Annotated in this window: 24 protein-coding genes; 2 read left to right on the forward strand and 22 right to left on the reverse strand. The window is 62.8% G+C overall.

Going from position 1 to position 20,012, the window contains the following annotated elements; genetic code table 11:
* Nucleotides 1–8: 8 nt before the first annotated feature.
* From mobF to SPHV1_RS11980, 3 genes are all read right to left on the reverse strand, one after another.
* Nucleotides 9–2,972, reverse strand: a complete 2,964-nt coding sequence (mobF, locus tag SPHV1_RS11970) for a MobF family relaxase (protein WP_054946273.1) — start codon at nucleotides 2,970–2,972, stop codon at nucleotides 9–11.
* Nucleotides 2,969–5,086 (reverse strand): type IV secretion system DNA-binding domain-containing protein, encoded by a 2,118-nt coding sequence (locus tag SPHV1_RS11975; protein WP_054946274.1) that lies wholly within the window; start codon nucleotides 5,084–5,086, stop codon nucleotides 2,969–2,971. The genes mobF and SPHV1_RS11975 overlap by 4 nt, the downstream gene beginning before the upstream one ends.
* Nucleotides 5,087–5,234: 148 nt before the next feature.
* Nucleotides 5,235–5,534, reverse strand: coding sequence for a hypothetical protein (locus SPHV1_RS11980; protein WP_054946275.1), 300 nt, complete (start codon nucleotides 5,532–5,534; stop codon nucleotides 5,235–5,237).
* 514 nt (nucleotides 5,535–6,048) lie between these two features.
* Here SPHV1_RS11980 and SPHV1_RS11985 point away from each other — a divergent pair.
* Entirely contained in the window at nucleotides 6,049–6,291 is a 243-nt protein-coding gene (locus tag SPHV1_RS11985) for a hypothetical protein (protein WP_054946317.1), read from the forward strand.
* Nucleotides 6,292–6,515: 224 nt separating this feature from the next.
* On the opposite strand, the gene SPHV1_RS11990 is transcribed toward SPHV1_RS11985, so the two are convergent.
* From SPHV1_RS11990 to SPHV1_RS12005, 4 genes are all read right to left on the reverse strand, one after another.
* Nucleotides 6,516–7,496: a DUF2493 domain-containing protein gene (locus SPHV1_RS11990; protein ID WP_054946276.1), complete on the reverse strand. Its 981-nt coding sequence runs from the start codon at nucleotides 7,494–7,496 to the stop codon at nucleotides 6,516–6,518.
* A gap of 409 nt (nucleotides 7,497–7,905) precedes the next feature.
* Nucleotides 7,906–8,148, reverse strand: coding sequence for a DUF6117 family protein (locus SPHV1_RS11995; protein WP_054946277.1), 243 nt, complete (start codon nucleotides 8,146–8,148; stop codon nucleotides 7,906–7,908).
* A 68-nt stretch (nucleotides 8,149–8,216) separates the two neighbouring features.
* A complete protein-coding gene (locus SPHV1_RS12000) occupies nucleotides 8,217–9,215 on the reverse strand; it encodes a DUF2493 domain-containing protein (RefSeq protein WP_054946278.1) in 999 nt (332 codons plus the stop codon).
* A gap of 92 nt (nucleotides 9,216–9,307) precedes the next feature.
* The gene (locus tag SPHV1_RS12005; RefSeq protein ID WP_054946318.1) at nucleotides 9,308–9,769 is read right to left on the reverse strand and encodes a DUF736 domain-containing protein; all 462 of its coding nucleotides are present in this window, start codon (nucleotides 9,767–9,769) and stop codon (nucleotides 9,308–9,310) included.
* A 195-nt stretch (nucleotides 9,770–9,964) separates the two neighbouring features.
* Here SPHV1_RS12005 and SPHV1_RS25455 point away from each other — a divergent pair, with 195 nt between their 5' ends.
* Nucleotides 9,965–10,156, forward strand: coding sequence for a hypothetical protein (locus SPHV1_RS25455; RefSeq protein WP_054946279.1), 192 nt, complete (start codon nucleotides 9,965–9,967; stop codon nucleotides 10,154–10,156).
* Between the two features lie 84 nt (nucleotides 10,157–10,240).
* On the opposite strand, the gene SPHV1_RS12015 is transcribed toward SPHV1_RS25455, so the two are convergent.
* From SPHV1_RS12015 to SPHV1_RS12085, 15 genes are all read right to left on the reverse strand, one after another.
* The gene (locus tag SPHV1_RS12015) at nucleotides 10,241–10,453 is read right to left on the reverse strand and encodes a DUF5818 domain-containing protein (protein ID WP_054946280.1); all 213 of its coding nucleotides are present in this window, start codon (nucleotides 10,451–10,453) and stop codon (nucleotides 10,241–10,243) included.
* 186 nt (nucleotides 10,454–10,639) lie between these two features.
* Nucleotides 10,640–10,780 (reverse strand): hypothetical protein, encoded by a 141-nt coding sequence (locus SPHV1_RS12020; RefSeq protein WP_231634649.1) that lies wholly within the window; start codon nucleotides 10,778–10,780, stop codon nucleotides 10,640–10,642.
* A 77-nt stretch (nucleotides 10,781–10,857) separates the two neighbouring features.
* Entirely contained in the window at nucleotides 10,858–11,247 is a 390-nt protein-coding gene (locus tag SPHV1_RS12025; RefSeq protein WP_054946282.1) for a type II toxin-antitoxin system VapC family toxin, read from the reverse strand.
* Nucleotides 11,244–11,489: an AbrB/MazE/SpoVT family DNA-binding domain-containing protein gene (locus tag SPHV1_RS12030; RefSeq protein ID WP_039286629.1), complete on the reverse strand. Its 246-nt coding sequence runs from the start codon at nucleotides 11,487–11,489 to the stop codon at nucleotides 11,244–11,246. Before SPHV1_RS12030 ends, SPHV1_RS12025 begins: the two co-directional genes overlap by 4 nt.
* A 144-nt stretch (nucleotides 11,490–11,633) precedes the next feature.
* Nucleotides 11,634–11,840, reverse strand: coding sequence for a hypothetical protein (locus SPHV1_RS12035; protein WP_054946283.1), 207 nt, complete (start codon nucleotides 11,838–11,840; stop codon nucleotides 11,634–11,636).
* A gap of 59 nt (nucleotides 11,841–11,899) precedes the next feature.
* Entirely contained in the window at nucleotides 11,900–12,289 is a 390-nt protein-coding gene (locus SPHV1_RS12040; protein ID WP_054946319.1) for a hypothetical protein, read from the reverse strand.
* 113 nt (nucleotides 12,290–12,402) lie between these two features.
* The gene (locus SPHV1_RS12045; RefSeq protein ID WP_054946284.1) at nucleotides 12,403–14,082 is read right to left on the reverse strand and encodes an ATP-binding protein; all 1,680 of its coding nucleotides are present in this window, start codon (nucleotides 14,080–14,082) and stop codon (nucleotides 12,403–12,405) included.
* A 165-nt stretch (nucleotides 14,083–14,247) separates the two neighbouring features.
* On the reverse strand, nucleotides 14,248–14,559 hold the full coding sequence (locus tag SPHV1_RS12050) for a type II toxin-antitoxin system RelE/ParE family toxin (protein WP_054946285.1): 312 nt from the start codon (nucleotides 14,557–14,559) through the stop codon (nucleotides 14,248–14,250).
* Nucleotides 14,556–14,810 (reverse strand): antitoxin, encoded by a 255-nt coding sequence (locus SPHV1_RS12055; protein WP_054946286.1) that lies wholly within the window; start codon nucleotides 14,808–14,810, stop codon nucleotides 14,556–14,558. Before SPHV1_RS12055 ends, SPHV1_RS12050 begins: the two co-directional genes overlap by 4 nt.
* A gap of 131 nt (nucleotides 14,811–14,941) precedes the next feature.
* Nucleotides 14,942–15,229 carry a hypothetical protein gene (locus SPHV1_RS12060; RefSeq protein ID WP_054946287.1) on the reverse strand — a complete coding sequence of 96 codons (288 nt, stop codon included), beginning with the start codon at nucleotides 15,227–15,229 and terminating at the stop codon, nucleotides 14,942–14,944.
* Nucleotides 15,230–15,302: 73 nt separating this feature from the next.
* Complete coding sequence (locus SPHV1_RS12065) at nucleotides 15,303–16,508, reverse strand: hypothetical protein (protein WP_054946288.1); 1,206 nt, start codon at nucleotides 16,506–16,508, stop codon at nucleotides 15,303–15,305.
* Between the two features lie 116 nt (nucleotides 16,509–16,624).
* Complete coding sequence (locus SPHV1_RS12070) at nucleotides 16,625–17,326, reverse strand: hypothetical protein (RefSeq protein ID WP_054946320.1); 702 nt, start codon at nucleotides 17,324–17,326, stop codon at nucleotides 16,625–16,627.
* Between the two features lie 55 nt (nucleotides 17,327–17,381).
* Complete coding sequence (locus SPHV1_RS12075) at nucleotides 17,382–17,996, reverse strand: hypothetical protein (protein ID WP_054946289.1); 615 nt, start codon at nucleotides 17,994–17,996, stop codon at nucleotides 17,382–17,384.
* Nucleotides 17,989–18,474, reverse strand: coding sequence for a hypothetical protein (locus SPHV1_RS12080; protein WP_054946290.1), 486 nt, complete (start codon nucleotides 18,472–18,474; stop codon nucleotides 17,989–17,991). The genes SPHV1_RS12075 and SPHV1_RS12080 overlap by 8 nt, the downstream gene beginning before the upstream one ends.
* A gap of 113 nt (nucleotides 18,475–18,587) precedes the next feature.
* Nucleotides 18,588–20,003: a strawberry notch C-terminal domain-containing protein gene (locus SPHV1_RS12085; protein WP_082430981.1), complete on the reverse strand. Its 1,416-nt coding sequence runs from the start codon at nucleotides 20,001–20,003 to the stop codon at nucleotides 18,588–18,590.
* Nucleotides 20,004–20,012: the final 9 nt, after the last annotated feature.

The raw sequence follows: 20,012 nt of genomic DNA on the forward strand, positions 1-20,012 counted from the left end.
CAATGGCATCAGCGGTCAAAACCGGAACGATCATTGGATTTCTGGTGATCATGATCGGCGGCGGGCGAAGCATGTCCTCTTCCCGCGTGCGCATGACTGCGATCGGCGCTGGCTCGGCGCTCAAGCGCCGATTTCAGGATACGATCCATGATTTCCGCAATGCCGCGCGCACCTTCTGCGAGATGCTCTCCCAGGCCCTGTGGGGAGCGGCGCTGATCAAGCTGGCGTCCCAGCAATTGATCGCGCCGGTCCTGTCGCAAGCGCTGCTCCTCCTCCCGTGCCTGCGCCAGGCGGCCTGCATGACGATCAGCATAGGCCCGGGCGGTATCACGATCGAGCCGACCCAGCCCCTCCAGGGCCGAGGTCTTCTCGCCGGACCGGGCTTCGAGCCTTTCGACGAGTTTCTTCTCGTTTTCGGTCCAGAGCTTCACGCCAAGGCGCGCGCGGGTGATCGCGGTGTAGTAGTTCTGGCCATTGACCAGGGTGGAATTGACCGGCGCCAGGACATAGACCCGCGCATAAGTCTTCGACTGCGCGGAATAGACCGTCTCGGCATAGCCATGGTCCCAGGTCTTGTGCTCGATAAGATCGATGGTCTGGACGCGCTCCCCGCGATCCCAGCGGATGGTGGCGAGGCTCCCTTCCAGCTTCTCGACCGTACCGCGCTCTGCGTTCTTGAGGTCCAGTTCGCGGTTGACGAGCCGCCACTGGATACGGTCGCCTTGCGCAAGGTCACGCTCTTCGCGGTGGAACACATTGACGTGATGCGCTTGCCCCAGGCGCGGATCCCACCGGATCATGCGGCCATTCTCATCGACAAGCCTAACGACCTGTCTGCCATTGGCATCCTGGCTGAGACCGGCCACGCGGTACTCGGTGTCGCGGGCAATGCCGGGACCAGCCAAATCGCGCGCGAAGGTCACGACCTGCCCGCCAGAATAGAAGCGCGCGAAGTGCTTTTCCTGGGCGGTCATGCCCGCCGGCGTGAGCACGGAAAGTCGGGTATCCTCGGCCGCAATTGCACTCTCGGACTTCAGGGTCTCCCGGATCTTCGCATTGACCAGGAGCCTGGTTTCGTTCTCGAGCACGAGAATATTGGTCGTCGCGCGCGTCTCCGGCTTGAGCCGGGTCCATTCCTCGACGAGTCCCCTCGCCAGACGCTCCGCGCTTGCCCCGCTGACCACCTTGTCGAGCTGTTCAAGCGAAGCGGCGTAGTTGCCGGCGCGGGCTTCGGTGACCGCGGATTTCATCGTTCGCGTTTCCTGACGCATCGATTCCGTCAGCTCGGCAGTTGGCAGCCCCAGTCGCTGGAGGAGCCAGAACGGCTTGCCCTGCTCGATCGCGCCGGTCTGCCGACTGTCGGCCAGCAGGATGATCCTGGCGCCAGTCTCCCGGCTGATCTGGAGCAGACGCTGTGCCTGCCGGTTCCCCAATTGCCCCGCCTCGTCGACCAGCAGTACGTGGGCATCGGTGATCCCGCACCCGCCGCCTGCCAGCAGGCTGGCCACGGTTCTGGCATCAACGCGTGCCCCGTCGCCTAGATTGGCGGTGGCCGAGGACGTCGGCGCCAGAGCAAGAAAGCGCGTGCCAGGTTCGGCCGCCTCGGCAAGCGTTCGCATCAAGGTCGACTTGCCTGCACCGGCGACGCCGTGGAGCCCCGTGACACGATCGCGCGACGACGCGAGCGTGACCAGCGCCTGCTCTTGCGCCGGATTGAGCCCTGCGTGTTCGAGCCGTGCCAGCAGGCGATCGGACGAAGCAATGGGCTGGGCGTCATCCAGTGCAAGGGCGAGTTCGCGCGACAAAGCCTGCTCGAGGCGGGCACTGCGCCGCGTTGTGCGCCCTCGGGTCAGGGAACGGTCGCCAGTCGGCTCGGGGGCCGCGAGCAGCTTGCGCCGTGCTTCATGCTCGCCGATGAGTAGCCGCACTTCGGCGAGACGGACCTCCCCGACATGGCTCGCCAGTGCATGGCGATAGAGTGAGCCCAGGTTGGAGACGGCCTCGCGGGTTTCAGCCTGGCGGATCCCGAACAGGGCTGCGCGTCTGCTCGCCATGGGATCGAATTCGATCCCCTGCCCTTCGCGATCTGCCGCTCGGGAACCAAGGTCAGCCAGCTCCTTCACATAAGGCTTTGCGCGCTCGGCCCATTGCTCTTTCAGATCGTCGAGCCCCACTTTCACTTTGGCCCCGCGCGTTTCATAGAAGGAGGCCCGGCGCGCGGCCTGCCCCGCCAGGCCATGCTCCTGCGCATGAGCATCGATCTTTCGGGAACGCTGCGACGTATCGCGGATGAAGTCCTTGGGCACGCCGGCGATCTCGAATAGGCCCCGGCGCGGGTCGAATTCGATTTCGAAACCCTGTTCGCGCAGGTCCCGTGCGAGTTCATTGCGATAGACCTGACCTGCCACCATCTGCTCGGCGAACATGGCCCGGGTCTCGAGGCTCGCCATGGGGCCGTCCACCTCACGATTGGTCATGTTGAGGACGACGACATGGGTATGAAGGTGCGGATCAAGGTCCCGGCTCGCATGCTCGGTAAAGCGCGCGAAGAGCAGCCTTCCGGTCGTCTCGTGGATGATCTCACCGTCCTCGCGCCCGCGGAGCGAGGCATGTTCTTCCAGATAGGAGAGCGCCGCCGTCACCGCGCGTTCGTGCGCCCCGGTGATCCGATCATCACCTGCGACCAGCGCCATGATAGAAACGGACTTGGGTGCATTGACGGCAAAATCCCACCCGGGATGGTGCTGGATTTGTCCGTCGCCGCGATGCCGGCCTAGTTGTTGTCCCGCCACCCGCCCGGCAAGCAGTTCGGCGAAGACATGGGGATCGACTTTGCCCTCGAGGCCAAGCTCGGGCGCGAGCCGTCCTCCCCATTGGCTGGGTTCGTCACCGCCCTTGGTGTAATAGTCACCCACCGTATAGTAGCGCGCGATATTACCCGAAGTGCCCTTGAGACGGCGGGGATGTATCATGCCGGCCGGGCCTTGCGATGAGGCCCATCAGTCCGGTCGTAAACGTCGATCTCGATACGAGGATGGCCTCGCCGCGGTGCAAGCGCAAAGTCCTGGATCTGTCGCGCTTGCTCCGGCTTTGGTTCTGGATCCGATTCCAGTTCTGGTTCGCTCTGCTGGGGGAGCGGTATTGCCTCCGGAACGGCTTCGACTGGATCATCACCAGCTGATGGGCCTGCTGCAAACAGGTCCGGTTGACGCCCGTCCGCTTTGCTCTTGCTACCCGGGTTTAGAGTTTTGTTGGGAAGCCTGTACTTTTTCGCCGGGGTGCTCTCCTCGCCCGGCATGCCGGAGTGATCGTCGCCTCCTTCGGTATGAAGTGTGGCGAAGATCGCCTCGCCATCGCTGTCGCGCCGGGGCGGCGTATCGCGCTCGACGAACCCTTCCGTCACGGTCGGCACCGTGTTGAAGGTATCGGCAAAACGCACCACGGGAAGATTGCGCCCGAAACGCAGGTAGCCCGAGAGGTTGGGGAGATTGGTGACCTCGGTGTGCATGACCAGCGGGCGCGTCACCTGCATGCGCGAGAGGTTCACCCCGTCGCGCATGTCGTTGACGCCGTAGGACATGCCTTCGTTCGCCTCGATCTGCTCAACCTGCCCCAGGTTCTCCGAGACATGCTTGGCAGTGGGCGTGTCATTGGCGCGAAGGGCCACCCAGGTCGAGCAATAGCCGGTGATCGCGGCTGCATCCTGAATGCCATAAGTCGCTTCCAATTGCGGATAGGACTGGAAACCCAGGATCCCGCAGCCCCCGTACTTGCGCGCGCGGGCCAGGAAGTCGGACAGCGAGGGAAGCTTCTGTAGGGAAGGAAGCTCGTCGATGATGCAGTAGAGCCGCCGCCTGCGATCGGGCGCTAGGCTCATGATCGCCGAAATGGCAATGTCGAGCCAGACGGTGATGAGCGGGCGCAGGGAGGGGAGCTGGTCGGCCTTGACGGTAATGAAGAGCCAGTTGTCCCCTTCCTCGTTAGTCACCCAGTCGCGGATCGAAAGCCCCGTCCGGGTATCGTCGAGGTAGGAGAAGCTGCGCATGACGGACGCCAGTTCGGCCTGAATGCCGGCCGAGGTCCGCTCGCCCTCAAGACTGATGAAGGCGGCGGCATCGGTTCCCGCGGCAAAGGCAGCCAGATCCTTGAGCGGGGAGCGCAGCAGCTGGTCGAGGAGGACCGAGACCAGCATCTCGCCTTTGCCCGCGAGCTTTCTCAGGACAGCGACAAGTGTCCCGCGTGCGGCCTTGGCCCAGAAGGGATCACCGGCCTTATCGGGGATCGTCGATTCCGCGATCTGGTCGTAGTGATACTCGCGCGGGACGTCACCCCAGGGCGACCAGTGCGCGGTGCGGGCATCGAGCGGATTGAGGATGATGTCCTTGCCCGGGCGGTAGAACTTCTCAACGAAAGTCCCGGCAGTATCGTAGACGATCGCGCGCTTGCCCTCTCGGCGGATGCCATCCAGCATCTTGACGATAAGGTTGGTCTTTCCGGTTCCCGGCGCGCCGCATAGGAGAATGTGTTCAGGCTCGAAGGCATCGGGCACGGGAACCCCGCCGATCGAGAAGCTCCCTTGCTTCTGCCTCCAGAGGGCGCGGCGTACCTGCCTGACCGTCCCGAAACGCGCCCCGCGCAGGTATTCATTGGAACCCAGCCCCCGCCCCGTCCGGGTGAAGGCGAACCAGGCGAACAGGAGCGCCACGAGCGAGAAAACCCCGGCGACGATCGCACCGTGGATGAGCTCGATCTCGAAAGCGTGAAGCGTACGCTTGGCGATCGGCGAGGCCATCAGCACGTCAGCCGACGTCCAGTAGGGGTGGCCATCGGGTGTCTTGAACAGGACCGGATCGTTGGTCCCCGGAGCAGCATCGGTCTTGAAGCTCGCCTCCACGATCTTCATCGCGACGTAGCGCTGATAGGCCGTGGTATGCTCGAGTGCCCACCACACCGTACCCATGACCCACAAGGCGAGACCGGCCATGAAGGTCTGGAAGAAGACCTGGGTCGTCATCCTGACGTTGTGGACGATGGACTGGCCGCCGCGCGTCCAGCTCCCCAGCGTGTCGTTGCGAAAGATACTCATCGCCGCGCCCCCCGGGTGAAGCAGACGAAAGCTTGGCCCCTGATTGCTGACCAGCCCCCAGCGGTCATCGGGTGGTTCTCCGGCCGTGACTGATGAGCAGAATGACCGGGCACAGACCGGAGTCCGAACCCATGCAGCGACCCGCCGGTCACTGGTCCTGGTCCGGATCAAGGAGGCCGCGTTCGCCGAGGATCAACCTGGCGTCTGCCATTCCCCGCTCCAGGAGCTCAGGCGAGCGCGCGCCGATCGACGTGGCGAGCAAGGTCAGGATCTGGATGGCGGTGGCCAGAACCTCGTCCTGCGAGGAATAGATGTAGCGCCCCTGTGGATCGGCCGCCTCGCCCAGAACCTGGCGAACGAACTCTGACAAGGTGAGGTTTGCGCCATAGGCCCGGCGCTGAAGCTGCCGGAAAAGGGTGTCGTCCACCCGGATGCTTATACTGTGCATACCGTTGCTCCGCTGTGCGAAGCCCGGCGTCAGAATGTCATGAAGCGGGACATCTATAGCTGAAGATGGCCGAATTCTCAATAGATTGAACTGAACTACCGGTCATACCGCTCAAAAGTCATCGGTTTCAATGTGTTGATGGTGGCCGCTGAAATTTCGGTACGACGCGTATTTCAAATGCCACGTCCAGCGTATGACACGGCATACTTTGCAACCCTCTGACCTTGCGCGAGAAATCGGCGCAGCACCCGTGCGTACGGTGCATTACAAAACGGCCACGGCCGTGCGTCCTTCCTTGCGCAGCGATTTCTCGCTGCGTCGCCACGTCCCGGAAGGGGCGCGGCTCCCCCGAAGGGGGCCTTGTCCTTCCGCCGGTGGGACACCGGCAGGTTGATCATCGTGCCGCATAGGGGAACCTTCGATTTCATGATGACCTCCCCGTCCAGGGATTGCAGGCAGGCCGTAAGCGGCCAATAATGGAGACGGCGGGCAGACCATCGAAGGACCGATGGACATGCCCAAGAAGACTGAACGCGAACGCCTTGCCGACCTTGAAGCGCGCCAACGCATGATGGCCGAAGAGGTGGAAAAGACCCGCCGCGCCTTGCGCGGAAAATACGCCGAGATCGTCACTGACCTCCCCGTCGAAGATCTCACCGAGCGCGAATTCCGCGACCTGCTTGCCGCCGCAATCCGGTGTGGCGGCGCGGCTGCTGTGACCGCCCTTCGCGCCCTCCCTGAAGCAAGCGTATCGTAGCAGTCGGGTACTTTAACGAACTCCAAGTCATCCCGTAGGGATGGCCCAGCGACGAGCATGGCGTAGCCACGCGCAGGAGGCCGGAGCCACACTCGTGGCTCCGCATCGCCCCCGCGACGGGCGCGAAGCCGAGAGGCTTCGGGTCTCTGAGCGGGGGCGATATCCACGCTGGCAAAAAAGAGAGACCGACCGAGCTGAAGCCCGACCGGTCCCATCCGTGCCACTTACGCTACGGCCCGATTGGTGCGCTGGTCCTTCAGCGCGAAGAAGTGCGCCGGTACCCGCTTGGCCCTCACCTCACGGGCAAGATGCGACTGCAGCCCGGAGCCCTCGCAGACGATCGCTTCAACCGGACGCAAGCCCAGGAGCTGCTCGTTGCGCGCAAACCCCGCCCGCTTGCCGAGACGCCGGTCAAGCGTGAAGGCGATGAGCATGGTGCCGCTGCGCGCCGCCCAGGCCGCCGCGATGGCATCGCAGCCCTTGTCCTGTGCGGTAGTGGCCAGCACCATGTTCGGCACGCGCGCCTTCACAGCATCGAGTGCTTCGGTGAGGAGTTGGTGATCCTCCCAGACCTGCCCTCCCGAGAAGATCACAACCGGACCTTGCGGGGCGTGCGCCTCGGCCTTACGCATCCGCCGCGCGGCGAGGAAGTCCTGCGCGGCAATGACCGACGCGGTGCGCTTGGAGGAGACTAGCGATCCCCGCACCGACGACCAGGGCCGGCCGCTTTCCGCAAGGTACGTCGCTGCCGCGTGGTCGCGCATGCAGGCCACCGCTTCGCGCGCTTCGTCGAGGGACTGGCAGAGCACCTGCGCCTCCTCAAGTTCACCCATCAGCACCTCGCTGCCGTCGGCATCGCGGGCAAGGTCGCGAACCTTCATTGCCGCCCGGTCGGCTTCGCCATCGAGCTGCTCAGCCACCTTGTGGAAGGAGTTGACGATCCCCCAGGCCAGGCGCGGCGCGAGGCTTTCGATGCGGGTATCGCGCAGCACGTCGAAGAGCGTGGCGACCAGCATTTCGGTAGCAAGCTGGGCCTGCATGGCGTCCGGCATGTCGCAGGTCAGTTCGTCTTCCGCCACGCCCATCCGGCTCGCATCGAGGCCAGTTTCGAAAGCGGTGGTAAAGCCTTCCGCCGGAGCCAGGGTTTCCGCGGCGATGAGATCGGCGATTTCGGAAAAGTCGCGAATGGTGCGCTTGGTGTTCATCGTAGCCTCCTTGAAATCAGGAAAAGAGGCTTCCCCTCGGGCACGGGCTGCGAGCGCCGGGGTCAAGGACCGGGCGCAGCCCGGCCGCGAAGCGGGCGACGGAGGAACCGATTTGCGAAGCAAATTGGAGGGGCCGTCGATCCTTGAGGCCGGGGCTGACCCCGTGCCATACTTGGACTTGTTGGAAGAGAGAATAATACACAACGCCTGCCCCATACGCCCGAGCCTTGGCATGGGCTCGATGCCCATGACGGGGCTCTTGACAGTCAAGGGTTGCATCTTTGACGGACGGATCAGCGGAAGGTGTGAACTCCCCGGCAGCACAAAAATGGGCTGGCGCGCGAGGAGTACGGCCAGCCCGAATTGCCCTGTTCCGTCGCGCGGACCAAAGCTGTCCGCGCTGGCCTGGTCACGCCAGTGGTAGTGCGCCATCGCCCGGATCGGGCGGAATATAGTCCTCGAAAGGGTTCCCATCGCAGAGATGTCCGAACGGGGTCATGACGTAATCGCCTTCGTCGCGGCCCATGGCCGTGACGACGTAGCGGGGAACGCCGGTTTGGGCATCCCTGCACTCCAGGAGCGCGAGATTGCCATCGGCCGCGGCGCGAAGCAGCGTCTCGAAATTGCGGCGATAGGGTTCAGGGATTGCCATGCGAACCTCCTGTCATCGGGAAATGATGGGGCGGGCCAAAGGCCCCGCCCCGGATGATCAGACCGGCTTCACGCCCGCAGACGCGGGACAGCGGTGTCAGCGATCTGGTCTGCCTTGCGGAAGGCATGGATCGGAACATTGGCTTCGCGCAGGACCTGATAGAGGTTGGCCTGCAGGCCGGATCCTTCGCACAGCAGCGCCTCGACCGGCTTCAGTTCCGCCAGCTTGCGGTTGCGGGTGAAGGCCGTCTTGCGCCCCGAACCGTAGAGCCCGTAGGCGACGAGCGGCACGCTGTTTTCCGGACGCGCGGCCCAGGCCGCTGCGATGGCATCGGCGCCCTTGCGCTGCCCGGTCGTCACCAGCGTCATGTGCGGTACCCGCGCCTTGATCTCGTCGAGCCGCGCCCACAAGGTTTCCCAGTCGTGCCATTGAGCCGGTCCGGAGAACACTACGACAGGTCCCCTGGGACTGTGCTTCTCGCGCGCGGCGAGTTCACGGGCGCGCAGGAAATCGAGGGCGGCGATCTGACTGGCGGACGACGCCGAGGAGGCCTTGCTGCCGCGCGCCGGGGACCATGGCCAGCCCGACTGCACGCGGTACATCTCGGCGGCATAGTCGCGCATGCATTCGATCGCGGCGCGCTGTTCGGCCAGTGACTGGCACAGGAGCTGCTTTTCTTCGAGCTCGCTGTTGTAGACCTCGCTCATGTCGGGATGACGCGCCAGATCTCCCAGTTCAAGGGCAATGGCGTCCTCGCGCCGTTCCAGCTTTCCGGCAACGAAGTGGAAGCTGTTGACGAAGCCCCAGGCGATTTCGGCGCCAAGCGGTTCGAGCCGGGTGTCGGTGAACAGGTCGAAGATCGCAGCGATCACACCGCCGCATTCGGCCTGCGCCGCGAAGGGTTCCGGCATGTCGTGTTCACCCGGTTCCTCGCCCGGCTGGGTGATGGAAACGGCAAGCGGATCGCCGAACGCCGCCTGGAATTCCGGGGTGGCGGTCATCTCGGCGTAGAGGGTCTTGAGGTCGGCGAAGCGATCGACGCTGCGCGTGTGCGGTGTGCTGTTCATGGCGAGGCCTTTCACATCTCGGGATCTGAACAAGAAAAGGCCGGAGGCGCTGATTGCGCCCCCGGCCTTCGCAAGGTGCTGCTCGTGCAGGATCAGAACAGCGGTTCTTCGCCCTCATCGGCGCCCGCGCCCATCAGTGCGCCATCGGCACCTGCCGTGCTACCGCCGAAGCCTTCCTGTCCACGCTCCTCGTAGGAGCGCTGCATCCCCCCGAAGCCACCGGCGAACTCGGACCGCATGGTCTCGCGCCGCCAGGCGATGGTGTAGCCACCGTCTTCGGTCGGGAAGAGCGCGACGGGCAGCGGTTCGGGAAGGCCCGGATCATCGACCGATCCGGCGAGGAAGGCTTCCCCGGTCTTCTTCGAGAAAGCCTCCCAAAGCGCACCGATCTGGACCCAGCGCCGGGCGACATTGAGCGCCAGGATCTCGTAAGCGGGCGCGCGGTCGCTCATGCTTTCGACCTTGCGCAAACCGATACGCGGCAGGTCTATGGTGCGGGTTGCGATGGAGCCAGTGAGGCGGCCATTGACGCTGCGAACTTCTCCAATGTTCATGATCTTCACTCCTTGATGATGTCGCTCTCGAACCAATTTCTTCGCGACACCATCTTCGAACCTCCTCTCCTCTGTATCCCGCCCGCGCGGCCTCACCCCCGCGTGGCCGGGCGCACCATCCTCGCCTTCCGCACTTCGCCATCCACCAACCTGGGCGGGCTGGCCCGCTGGTCATTTCAGGGGTATTCTTAGACGATGGACTCGGAAACGCTTCGCACCGTGGCGGACCTTGCCCGCAAGCGCGCAGCGCGCGGGTGTTCAGGAACGCGTGACGACGGCATGATACGGCTGGGCGCAGCACACGCCCTCACCCAGCTTGCTGTGGATCTCGAAGTTTCCGCGGCCGAACTTGAGCGCACCTCCAGTTCACGGCGAAGGCGGAACTGATCAGCGCCTTGGGGATGAAAGGGCGATCCGGTCGCGTTCCGGACCACCGCACCTCAGTTTCCAATCACACGGCGCATGTCGAGGTCAGGCTGAAGCGGGAGCGATCCAGGTCAGCGTGAGGCGGTCAGGTCCGGCCATCTGGCCCTCGGCAACAACCTGTTGGTCATGGAATGGGGCAAGATCGTCCTCGGAAACGAGGAAGATCAAATCCCCATCGCCCGTTTCGAGAACGGCGCTGCGGCCGTTGAGGCGCAGCAGGCCAGTAAGGCGGCGATAGGTAGGATGGTGCGACGCCATCAAACCATGGCTTTCAAGCGCAGCGCACCGTGTGCGCCAGTGTGAGCACGGAACGTCCAGCAATTGATTCGCGGCAAGACCATGCGCCCCCTGTCCGGCGATCCTCCGCAATGATCAAGGCTTAACATATGGCCGATGCTATCCTGGTGTTTCCGCGTCGCGGCGCAGAAGAAGGTTGCAGATCGATCAACTGTTCGTAGCGCCGGCGGCGATGCCGGCGATCCGTTTGCGGGCGTTCGCGAATACCTGTTCGGCGCAAATGCCGGGGCCGCTGGTGGCACCATGCTCGATCTCGGCGCGAAGCGCATCGAGCTGCGCCTGACGCATTGCGTCCTGTTCCTTGAGCAAACCAAGGCTATCGCTGGCGGTTCGACGATAGGGTCGGCGGTCCGTTCCTTCCGTTTTCAACGAATGACGACCACTTCAACACCGACCTTTTCGGCAACTGCGCTCCACTGCCTGTCGGACGTCCAGGCCGGCACATTCTCAATCGAGGCCAGAGCAAGACAGAAGCGGTCGCCCAGGGACAGCCCGGCGTCAGCGGTCAAGGCACGCAAGTGCCCTGCAAGCCGGGCGATATCGGCATCGGCCGGAACAAGGGAGATTGGCAAGGGATGCAGCATGTCATCCACTTCGTGTGGGGGCATGCCATTGTGAATGAAGTGGCTGACGACTTCCGCGTAGTTGACCACGCTCATGCGCGCATCGCCAAGCGCTTCGGCCACCTTGTCACCGCCCGGCTCCTCCCGGAGCATGGCCAGGAGCGCGGACGCATCGAGAATGAATGCGCTCATGCCCCGCTGTCTTCACGCCGGTTCGCGAGAAACGCATCGACCGAGGCATCAGGCCGGTCAGCGGTATATTTCCGGGCGAGCGCGCGGGCGTGCGCGACCGACTGGGCGACAGTGCGCAGGATCACGCCGTCAGGGGTTTCCTCGACGATCAGCGAGCCGCCACCTGCAAGGCCAAGCCGCTTGCGGATATCGGCGGGCAAGCTCAGCCTGCCGCTGGGTGTTATCGAAATCTGGATCGTCATAGTGCAAGCCCATATGGCTAATGATCAACATTGCGACACGAATGAGAATATATGCCACAACTTGCGCCTCTTGTCATGCGCCGATGGTTACAGATCAGTTCTACAACGATTGACGGCAGCAGGTCAGGTGAGTGGCCAGTCCCTTCATGCGACAAGCGCGAGAACGACTTCGTCGTTGCCAGGCGCCAGACAGCTTGTGCGGATAGGCTGAAACGAATTGCCGGTCCTGACGATGAACTGGCGCATGCCCGTTTGGCGGCGCGCGCGCAGGGCCACGTTATAGGCCCGATCGAAGCTCGTGAGTTCTGCTCGCCGCGGCGACAGCCCGCGACTGGAATTGGCATTGTGCATGGAGCGTCTCCAGTCCGGGGTTTGTGGTGATCTTCGGCGGTGTCCGAGCCAGCTGATCGTCAACCGCTCGCGCCATTCTCCAGATCGTGTAAATGCGCCATCACCGCATCAGCTTGCCCCGCCGCGATCAGTTCAGCGGCTGTCTTGTGATCGTAACCGGCAATCGGCTCATTGCGATACCAGCAGATAGCCTTCGACACATCGCCGGTCAGCGTCGCGGCCGCCGAAATCACCCGCACCATTTCGCACAGCCTGATCTGCAGGCGTTCGGAACCCGGGTTGCCCAGGGTAATACCATCGACACCTGCGATGATTGCCAGATCTGTCATTTCGACGCCAAGCGCCTGGGACAAACGCTTCGGCGAAATGAAGGATGTACCTGGTTCCCGCGAGCGCTCAACGAACCTTGCAAGGTCAGTGTTTGGTTGTTGCTCCGGCTCTGCGCTCATCAGGTGGCCCTCCAATGTCTCAAGTCTGCACATTCCAGAAATGATGGAAAGCTAGGCGATGCGTGTCGATGGTCGCCCCCTGCGTGTGACGGGTCGCAGGTCATTCAGGCGCGTCACATTCGAGCATCATCGACGAAGGACAGTTCCACGCTGGCTTCTCCTGTCAGAATGGTCACCTTCCGTCCGGCGGGAATGAGCCAGGCGATATCCTCGGAGACGATGTCGCGTATCCGCTCGAGAATTGCGGCGTCCTCGCCAAGCAGCAGAGTATTGGCGCCCTGTCGCGCCCGCATCCGGAATTCGCGCCACTGGGTTTCCCAGCTGTCGTTGTCAGCGTCGTCTCCGGCACAAAAGCAGGCATCCTCAAGAAGAATGGCTAGATCCTCCGGATCGATCGTGCAGCTCTGCGTGAGCAGGACCACGACCGTATCGAGGTCGGAAGACCAGCCATCATCGGGTAAGATCAGCACATCTGCGGGGATTACGTGCGAGGACGCCTTGTCCTCACCGTGATTTGGCAGCCTGACCGCAACATCCAGTCTGATCGATGTTACCCGCCCGGACTCAAGCCCCGTAGACGGGGCTTGATCGTCCTCGAAGCGGAACATCCCGGCTTCGGTCGAGATCGCAAAGGACAAGTTAGCGATGCGCGGCAGGCGGTCATGCCAGCGATAGCCGGTGAACGCGGTGACTTCGCACACCAGCGTTCCGCCCAGGGGATCGCCGCGCTCCAGAACGCGCGCCGCGCATTGTTCTACGGCCGGCCCGCGTTCAGGGAACAGGATCATTGGCACATCTCTCACGCATTCGAACTCATGGTTCCGAATGCCCTCTGCCGTGTGCGGAAACCAGGCCGGAAGCCAGGGTTCTGCCTCGCCAAGATCAACGCCGAGTTCCCGGGCGCGCAGCCACTGTGCATGGGCAAGTCGATGGCCGGAGCTTTCAGCGATCGTCCGGTAGATCGCCCGTTCTGCCGCCTCGCGCAAATTTTCGAGCGCCGCGTTCTGAATCATTTCCCTGCGCGCAGGCAGGACAAGGTGCAGCACTGCTGATTCCAGGATGTCCACACGGACCTGCCAGCACCGGTCGACGCCGACTTCGGTAACGCTCGGCATCGGGCACAGGACGGTGAGGCCGTGAAAGTTGAACCGGGGATAGCTGGTGGGCCACGAACCGCGATCACGGTAGACGCCGATCCGGCAGCCTTGCCATTCCTCGATCCGGCACGCGCCGGCGAGGAAGTCCTCGCGATCGAGTTTGTCGCCGCGATACCGGACCGGCAGCGGATAATGGCGGGCAGCGTTCGACGCCGCGCTCGGAAGATCTCGTTGCCACGCCTCGGGCATGTCGATCCTGATTTCTGTTCCGGAACCGATATCGCACGGTTCGATGGAAAGCGGCGCACCGCTTTCCCAGGCTTCGGGCGGTATGACAACGCACCACCCCGTACCTAGAGTCGGGGAATAGGAGCGGATTTCGACATATCGCCCGGCCAGGCTGAACACGCCCATTCCGGCCGGATCCTCGCTGCGCGCGATATCGCCGCTCCAGCCAGAATCGCCCAGCGTGAGTATCTTTGCGGGATCGTCTATCCCGGAGCCGTCGTCACGAAGAACCAGAAACTTGGCGCCTTCAGCTTCGATTACGTCGATGTCGATCTCATGGGCGCCAGCCCGGAGCGCATTCTGCAAAAGCTCTGCGAGCACGTCGGCGACGCCGTTATTGAACAGGCGGCTGACCTTGCCGATCAGCGACTGGCCGACTGAAGCATGGATTGTGGAAGGAAGGGACATGGCACAGGCTCCGATGTAGCGATGCGGTCCATTCCGCATCGCCGCACCATTCCATCCTCCCTCCCGTTCCCTGGAGAGGCCCGTCCACGATCAAAGCTTGCGCCTGTATACGGATCCTGCCGCTCAGGGATCGCGACTGATGCCCGTAGCGTCGTCCGGCTCGGCCTATCTCAGCCTGCTTTCCAGACGCATCACCAGATCCATAGGTTCGTGAAGGATTGCAACGATGAGTGCCGGCTCGGCACCGCGCGGCAGGCAGAAGATGTAGTGGTGCTCGCAGTGAACCAACCGGAGCCCCGGGTAGAGATCACCCATCTCCTTGAACGGACCCTGCCCGCTTGCAAGGCGAACGATACCTTGTTCAAGCTTTGCAATATAGGATCGTACCTGTGCGCTTCCCCATTGCTTGCGCGTATAGCGGATGATCGAACGCAAATCGTCTTCCGCTGCCGCCGTCAGGACATAGGGGGTAGTCAATCCCGGCGATCCTCACCGAGTTCCTCATCAAGTATCGTACCAATGCTCTTGCCTGAAATGCCGCCTGCAAGGCCTTGGCCGATCCGCTCGCCCAGAAGCTCTTTCAGTTCAGCCCATGGCTGATCGGTGCCACCATCGGCAGGAAAAAGCCTTTCGATCGCATACTGCCGGATCGTCTTGCCCTGCAAGGCCGCCAGGGCCTTCAGGCTCTGGTGCTGCTGCTCGGAGATATCGATGGTGAGCCGACTCATGGGGGACCTCGCAAGTTTCTACAAACCACCATTTACAGAAATGTGGGTCTGTTGTCATGCATGCCAGCAAGGCTGCAATGGTTTCACTGCTCACACTGTGCCTCGCGCTCCTGGCAAACGCAGGGCCGGAGTCACCACGGAAACACCGGCAGGGCATCAATGGTGTCGGCATCGCAGTCAAACAGCAGATAGCTGCATCCCAGATCCCGGGCGAAGCGCATGGCCGTCAGCAGTTCCAAGGGAACCTTCCGGCGGTAGGGTTCGGGGATTTCGCGGCTGGCCACGAACCAGCCTTCATGGGTCGATGCGACAGCCAGGGGCCGAAGCGAGCGATCAAGCGCGGCCCAGGCATCGAGCCGCTTGGCTGTGTTCACGCACACATGGGATGTGCTGAGAACGAGATAGCGCCCGAATTCCACAGGCACCTCCAACGGTAATGGGAATGGAGACGTGCCGACCAATGCGAGGATCGCGTGGCCGGCACGCGGCGGTTCAATTGACCTTTTCGAGGATCTTGCGCGCCTTGCCCTCGATCTCGAGCCGGGCGTCCTGGTTGGTCTTGCTGCGAGCGTGGGCGGTAATGCCCTGCACGAAGTCATAGAGGCTCTCGGGCGGACGACCTTCCTCGGCGAGCACAGTGGCAATGATCTTGCCGGTCTCGGCCTTGGAAAAGCCGCGCTTCCTCAGGAAGTCGTCGCGATCCTCGTCCTTGCGTGCAACGACACGCTCGCGGGCCTTTTTGATCCCGTCGACAAAGCTCCTGGGCGAGGAATCCGCGAAGTGCGCGAGGGCGGGTGCGGCTTCATGCGCGAAGCGATTGGCGGCGAACTTCGAGTGGCGGATGCTGATTTCCTCGAAGTTTTCGACGCCCCACAACGTCCTGTTCTGGCAGACCGCCCTCAGAAAGAAGGTTGCGATTCCCAGCGTCTTGGCGCCCACTTCGGAGTTCCAGGCGTAAAAGCCACGGAAGAAAAGATCCGGCTCCCCGTTGGGTAGCTTGCCGGCCTCGATCGGATGGGTGTCGTCGACGAGAAAAACAAAAACATCCCTATCCGAAGCGTATAGAGTCGTGGTATCCTTCGTCACATCGACATATGGATTATGATGCATGCTGGACCAGTCGAGCACACCCGGCACCTTCCAGCGCGTATCTCCGGTTCCATTTCCAGCAATATTCATAATCGCTTCTACAAGCTCTTTGTCGAATATCCTCCCATAATCGGAGCCCGTTGCAGCCATTAACTGCGACCTCTCGCCCTTCATTTCATAGAGCTTCATTTGTTCGCTGCGATGTGACAATAGTCCGTGCTGCATGTTGATCCCGGCCAAAGCGGCGGGCAGGCCTCGAAGATAGGATGCCGGCGCGCCAACCAGACTGCAAAGCTGCCCGAACGACCAGTGCGTGGGCGCGACCGGTTCATCCTGGCCCGGCACCATCAGCGACAAGCGTTCGGGATTGTCGCTACGCGCTTCGACCCGAACGGACTTGCTTTCGACGATGCGCGTCGTGGAATGCTCTGCGCGAGAGCGAACATGGTCGTGGAGATCGGGAAGCGAAAGAAAGCGTTCATCGTCGGGCCGGGAGAACCATTCGGACGATACGCGGCCAATGTTCTGGCCGCGCGAGATATCGACGCGGTAACCACCACTGACGGGCGCGTCAGAAGGGTTTTCGATGATACGGGCGAATGTGGTCATGACAGGGCTCCTCGGAAGGGGAAAGGGACATGAGCCGGAGCGTCACTGCCCTGCACTCGCCCTTCCCCACCTCCTCCCCCTTCGCTGCATGCTTGCAGGACCTGTCCCGCACGGCGTCACCCGTCGATGGCGTGCCATTCGTAGAGGAGATGCGCATCCGGATCGTGCTCGTTACCGATGGCAATCCGCACCAAGCGTCCATCGCAGGCAAAATTGGTGGCGCGCGGGAAATCACAGTAGCTACGCCCTTCGAACACGAAATCCCGGGAGCGGACCTGGATCACCTTGCGCGCCGTGCCCAGTGCCCGATGGTTGAAGGGCGCGTCCAGGAGAGTGAGGGTATCGCCGGGTTTGAGGCGCTTCTTGAAGCCGGCGAGCGAGACCAGACTATCGACCGGATTGGCCTTCCCGCGCCGGGCCGCAAGCGCCGCCCAGTAGGCCTGCCCGATGGCCACTTCCGCATAGAACGAGCAGTTCCAGTAATCCTGCAGCGGATTGGTGCGGCAAAAACCGAAGCGTTCGATCTGATCGCGCACCGTCGTGATGAATGTCTCTTGCGCTTCGCGCGTGGACAGATCACCCGGAGCGTCGAGAACTTCGGCGGTGATCTTGCGGCCGCCGGTAAATCGCTCGCTGCGAAGGATGAAGCGGATTTCAGGGAAATGGCTCGCAAGGTGCGTCTCGATTCGGCGGCACAATGTGCTCAGGTCCTCGGACGGACGATAGAGGTCGCCCTGGTAGTGAAAATTACCCCGCTCGTCGTAGGGTGTCTCGCTGTAGAGGCGCGCGGGCGCCTCCACCAGGGTGGTGGATGGCATCATCGTGTCCTTTTTCATTGAGTAAGAAGGAGGGTCAGGCCCGGCCCAAGGCAACTCAGGGCCAGTAACCAAGCCGCGTACCGCCGTTGGCCACTTCCGCCTGCCAATCGGCGAGAGGGTGTTCGGGATCCTCGCTCCAGCCATGGCGGCTTTCAGCGGCGGAGGCCGCTTGGGATTTGTGCGACAACATGTCACTCAGCATGGCGCCCGTGGTCTTGAAGGCCATACCATCGGCAAAGATCTCGCAGGCCCCACCCCCGAATTCCCCGACACGAGGCCGAGAACAGCTGCAGGCCCATTCGAACCCGATGGGCGCCTGTTGCAGGGTATCCTGGCAGCAATGCCGGATCAGCTGCGCGAGCGCATCCGGCTGGAAGTCGGTCGTCGAGTACAGGAAGACAGTGGATACCTCCGGACGGCCTCGCGGGTTCCCGGCTTCGAATTCCACGCCGAAGTCCGGAAAATCCGGATCGGGAAAGATGACAAGAAACCCGCTCCACGGATCGTCCAGTTCGACCGGCGGAAAGGCTGCCAGAAACTCCGGCGATGGATCGGCGGGTGTGTCTTCGGCCATGAAAGCGTAGCTTGCCTCGAAAGCCTCCTCGATCAGCGCCAGTTCGGCATGGGTGCAACTGAAGGAGAAACTCCCCTGCACGTAAGAGTCAGCCATTGTCCGTCTCCCCATTCTCGCCGGTGCCCGCAGTGCTGTCTGCGATGGTGATCGACGGGGGCTGGAATTCCGCGCTGTCGAACCATGCTTCGATCGCCTCCATGGTCCTCAGCGCGCGGATCATGCTCAGGGCCAGGACAATTTCCTCGTTCTCGGTCATATCGAACTGCGCGGGCGGGCCTGTGCCGGTAAAGACCACGCGTTCGGGCCCGAAAACACCGCTGCAGCTACCGGAATCGCGCACGAAAGCGATGCCATGGTCCTCGCAGAACTGCTCGGTCCACTCGAACATGCCGCCGGGCTGCGCATAGGCAAAGGCCTCGAGGGTCTCGCCGGAACGCAGCGATGCAGGATCGAGTGGTTCGCCTTCCCAATCGGCCCGCCCGCCGTCGCGGTCGATCGCTTCGAAGAGGCCGGAAATACACGAATGAGGAATCACGCCGCCAATGCGGATGGATGCGCTTGCCCGGTCAGCCATCTGGGTTCTCCATATTTGAAGTTCAGAAATGTGCGCCCGGCCAACCGAGCGCGCCAATCCTCTCCCACTCCCTTCACGAACCTCGGCGTGATGGTACGGATGACGAAGCCGGGTCAGTCGCGTGAGATCGCTGAAAGCACCTCTTCAGCCCGATCGAGGGGGACGAAAACGCGCGTTGCGAACGCCACTATCTCGACGAAACAGCCAAGAGACTTGAGCCAGTTGCGCCGTTCCGGCGGAAAGCTGCGGATCTCGAGGCGGCGTTGCCCGTTGACGAGTGCGGTCACCAGGTGCGCGCCGCCCAGTGCGGGCAATGCCACGCTGCCGCCATCCCTTGCCGCGGCAATCATCGCGGCGGGGGTTAGGCAAACCCCGGTGTCGGTATCGAAGGCCGCACCCAGTGCGCCAAGTGCCCGGTCGGGCACAATGCGACCCAACAGGTTCTGTCCATGCCCGTCGGACAGCCGCCAAACGCGCACGTCATCCGCAGGAAGCTTGTGCCAGACGGGCAGCAGGAGCCCGGTCACGATACTCACCGTCTCGGTATCGATACTGGCATGAACTTCAGCCACCTCCGCGTCCCAGTTGGCACGGAAGTCCTCCTCGCCGATCGGCGTCCAGTGACTGTGCGCAAGCGCGCCTATGGCGGTGCGCTCACTCACCGCGGGCCGCACGAGCCTGCACATGGGAATGATCCGGCCGTCTTCGTCGGTGACCGGCCATGACGGTACGCGCAGCGCCACCCGGCCGGAGCGCTGATTGCGCAAGCGAACAACATCTGCCGTTGCGCCCCACAGATCGAGCAGGCGGGCATGGCTCGTCGCGCGGCGCTTCAGGTGGAGCTCAATACGCTGCAAGCGCGTTTCCGCGCCATGAACTGGATCGCGGCGCAGCAAGCGATCGTCCAGGGTTGCTATTCCTTCGGCAAGAATGGTCTCGACGCCCAGATCCAGCGTGCCCGCCTCGCGCGCTGCATCCACGCGCGTCTGGATGAGCCCGAGATATTCCTCGAAGATCGCGTTTTGGGTAGCGATCCTCAGCGCGAGAATGCGATTGAGCCAGCGCTGGATCGGCGGCAGGCGTTCAAGCAGGGTGCCATCGTCTTCGTTGATCAGCCTGAGGCCAGTCAGTCCCGTGAACTCGGCCAGCCCTATACTGGCAAGCTTGCCGGCATAGAGAAGGTGATACCACTGCGTCAGCGCTTCCCGGGCGTAATCACTCTCCAAATTATCAGCCGGGTCGAAGAGATTTTGCCCGCCAGTCTGGCGTTGTCCGCGCGTCAGCGCGCCGAGGCTGTCGAGCCGGCGGGCGATGGTGCTGATGAAGCGCCGCTCGCCCTTGCAGTCGGTGGTGACGGGTCGGAACACCGGCGCGCTCGCCTGATTGGTGCGGTGCGTGCGCCCGAGCCCCTGAATCGCCGCCGCAGCGCGCCAGCCCGGTTCGAGCAGGATTTTGGCGTTTTGCGATCGATATCGAATCAGATTTTCGCTATCAACACAGCCGCTTAGCGAATCTGCTCGACTCGATATGTATCCTCA

It is taken from the genome of Novosphingobium sp. KN65.2 (assembly GCF_001368935.1).
Classification (GTDB): domain Bacteria; phylum Pseudomonadota; class Alphaproteobacteria; order Sphingomonadales; family Sphingomonadaceae; genus Novosphingobium; species Novosphingobium mathurense.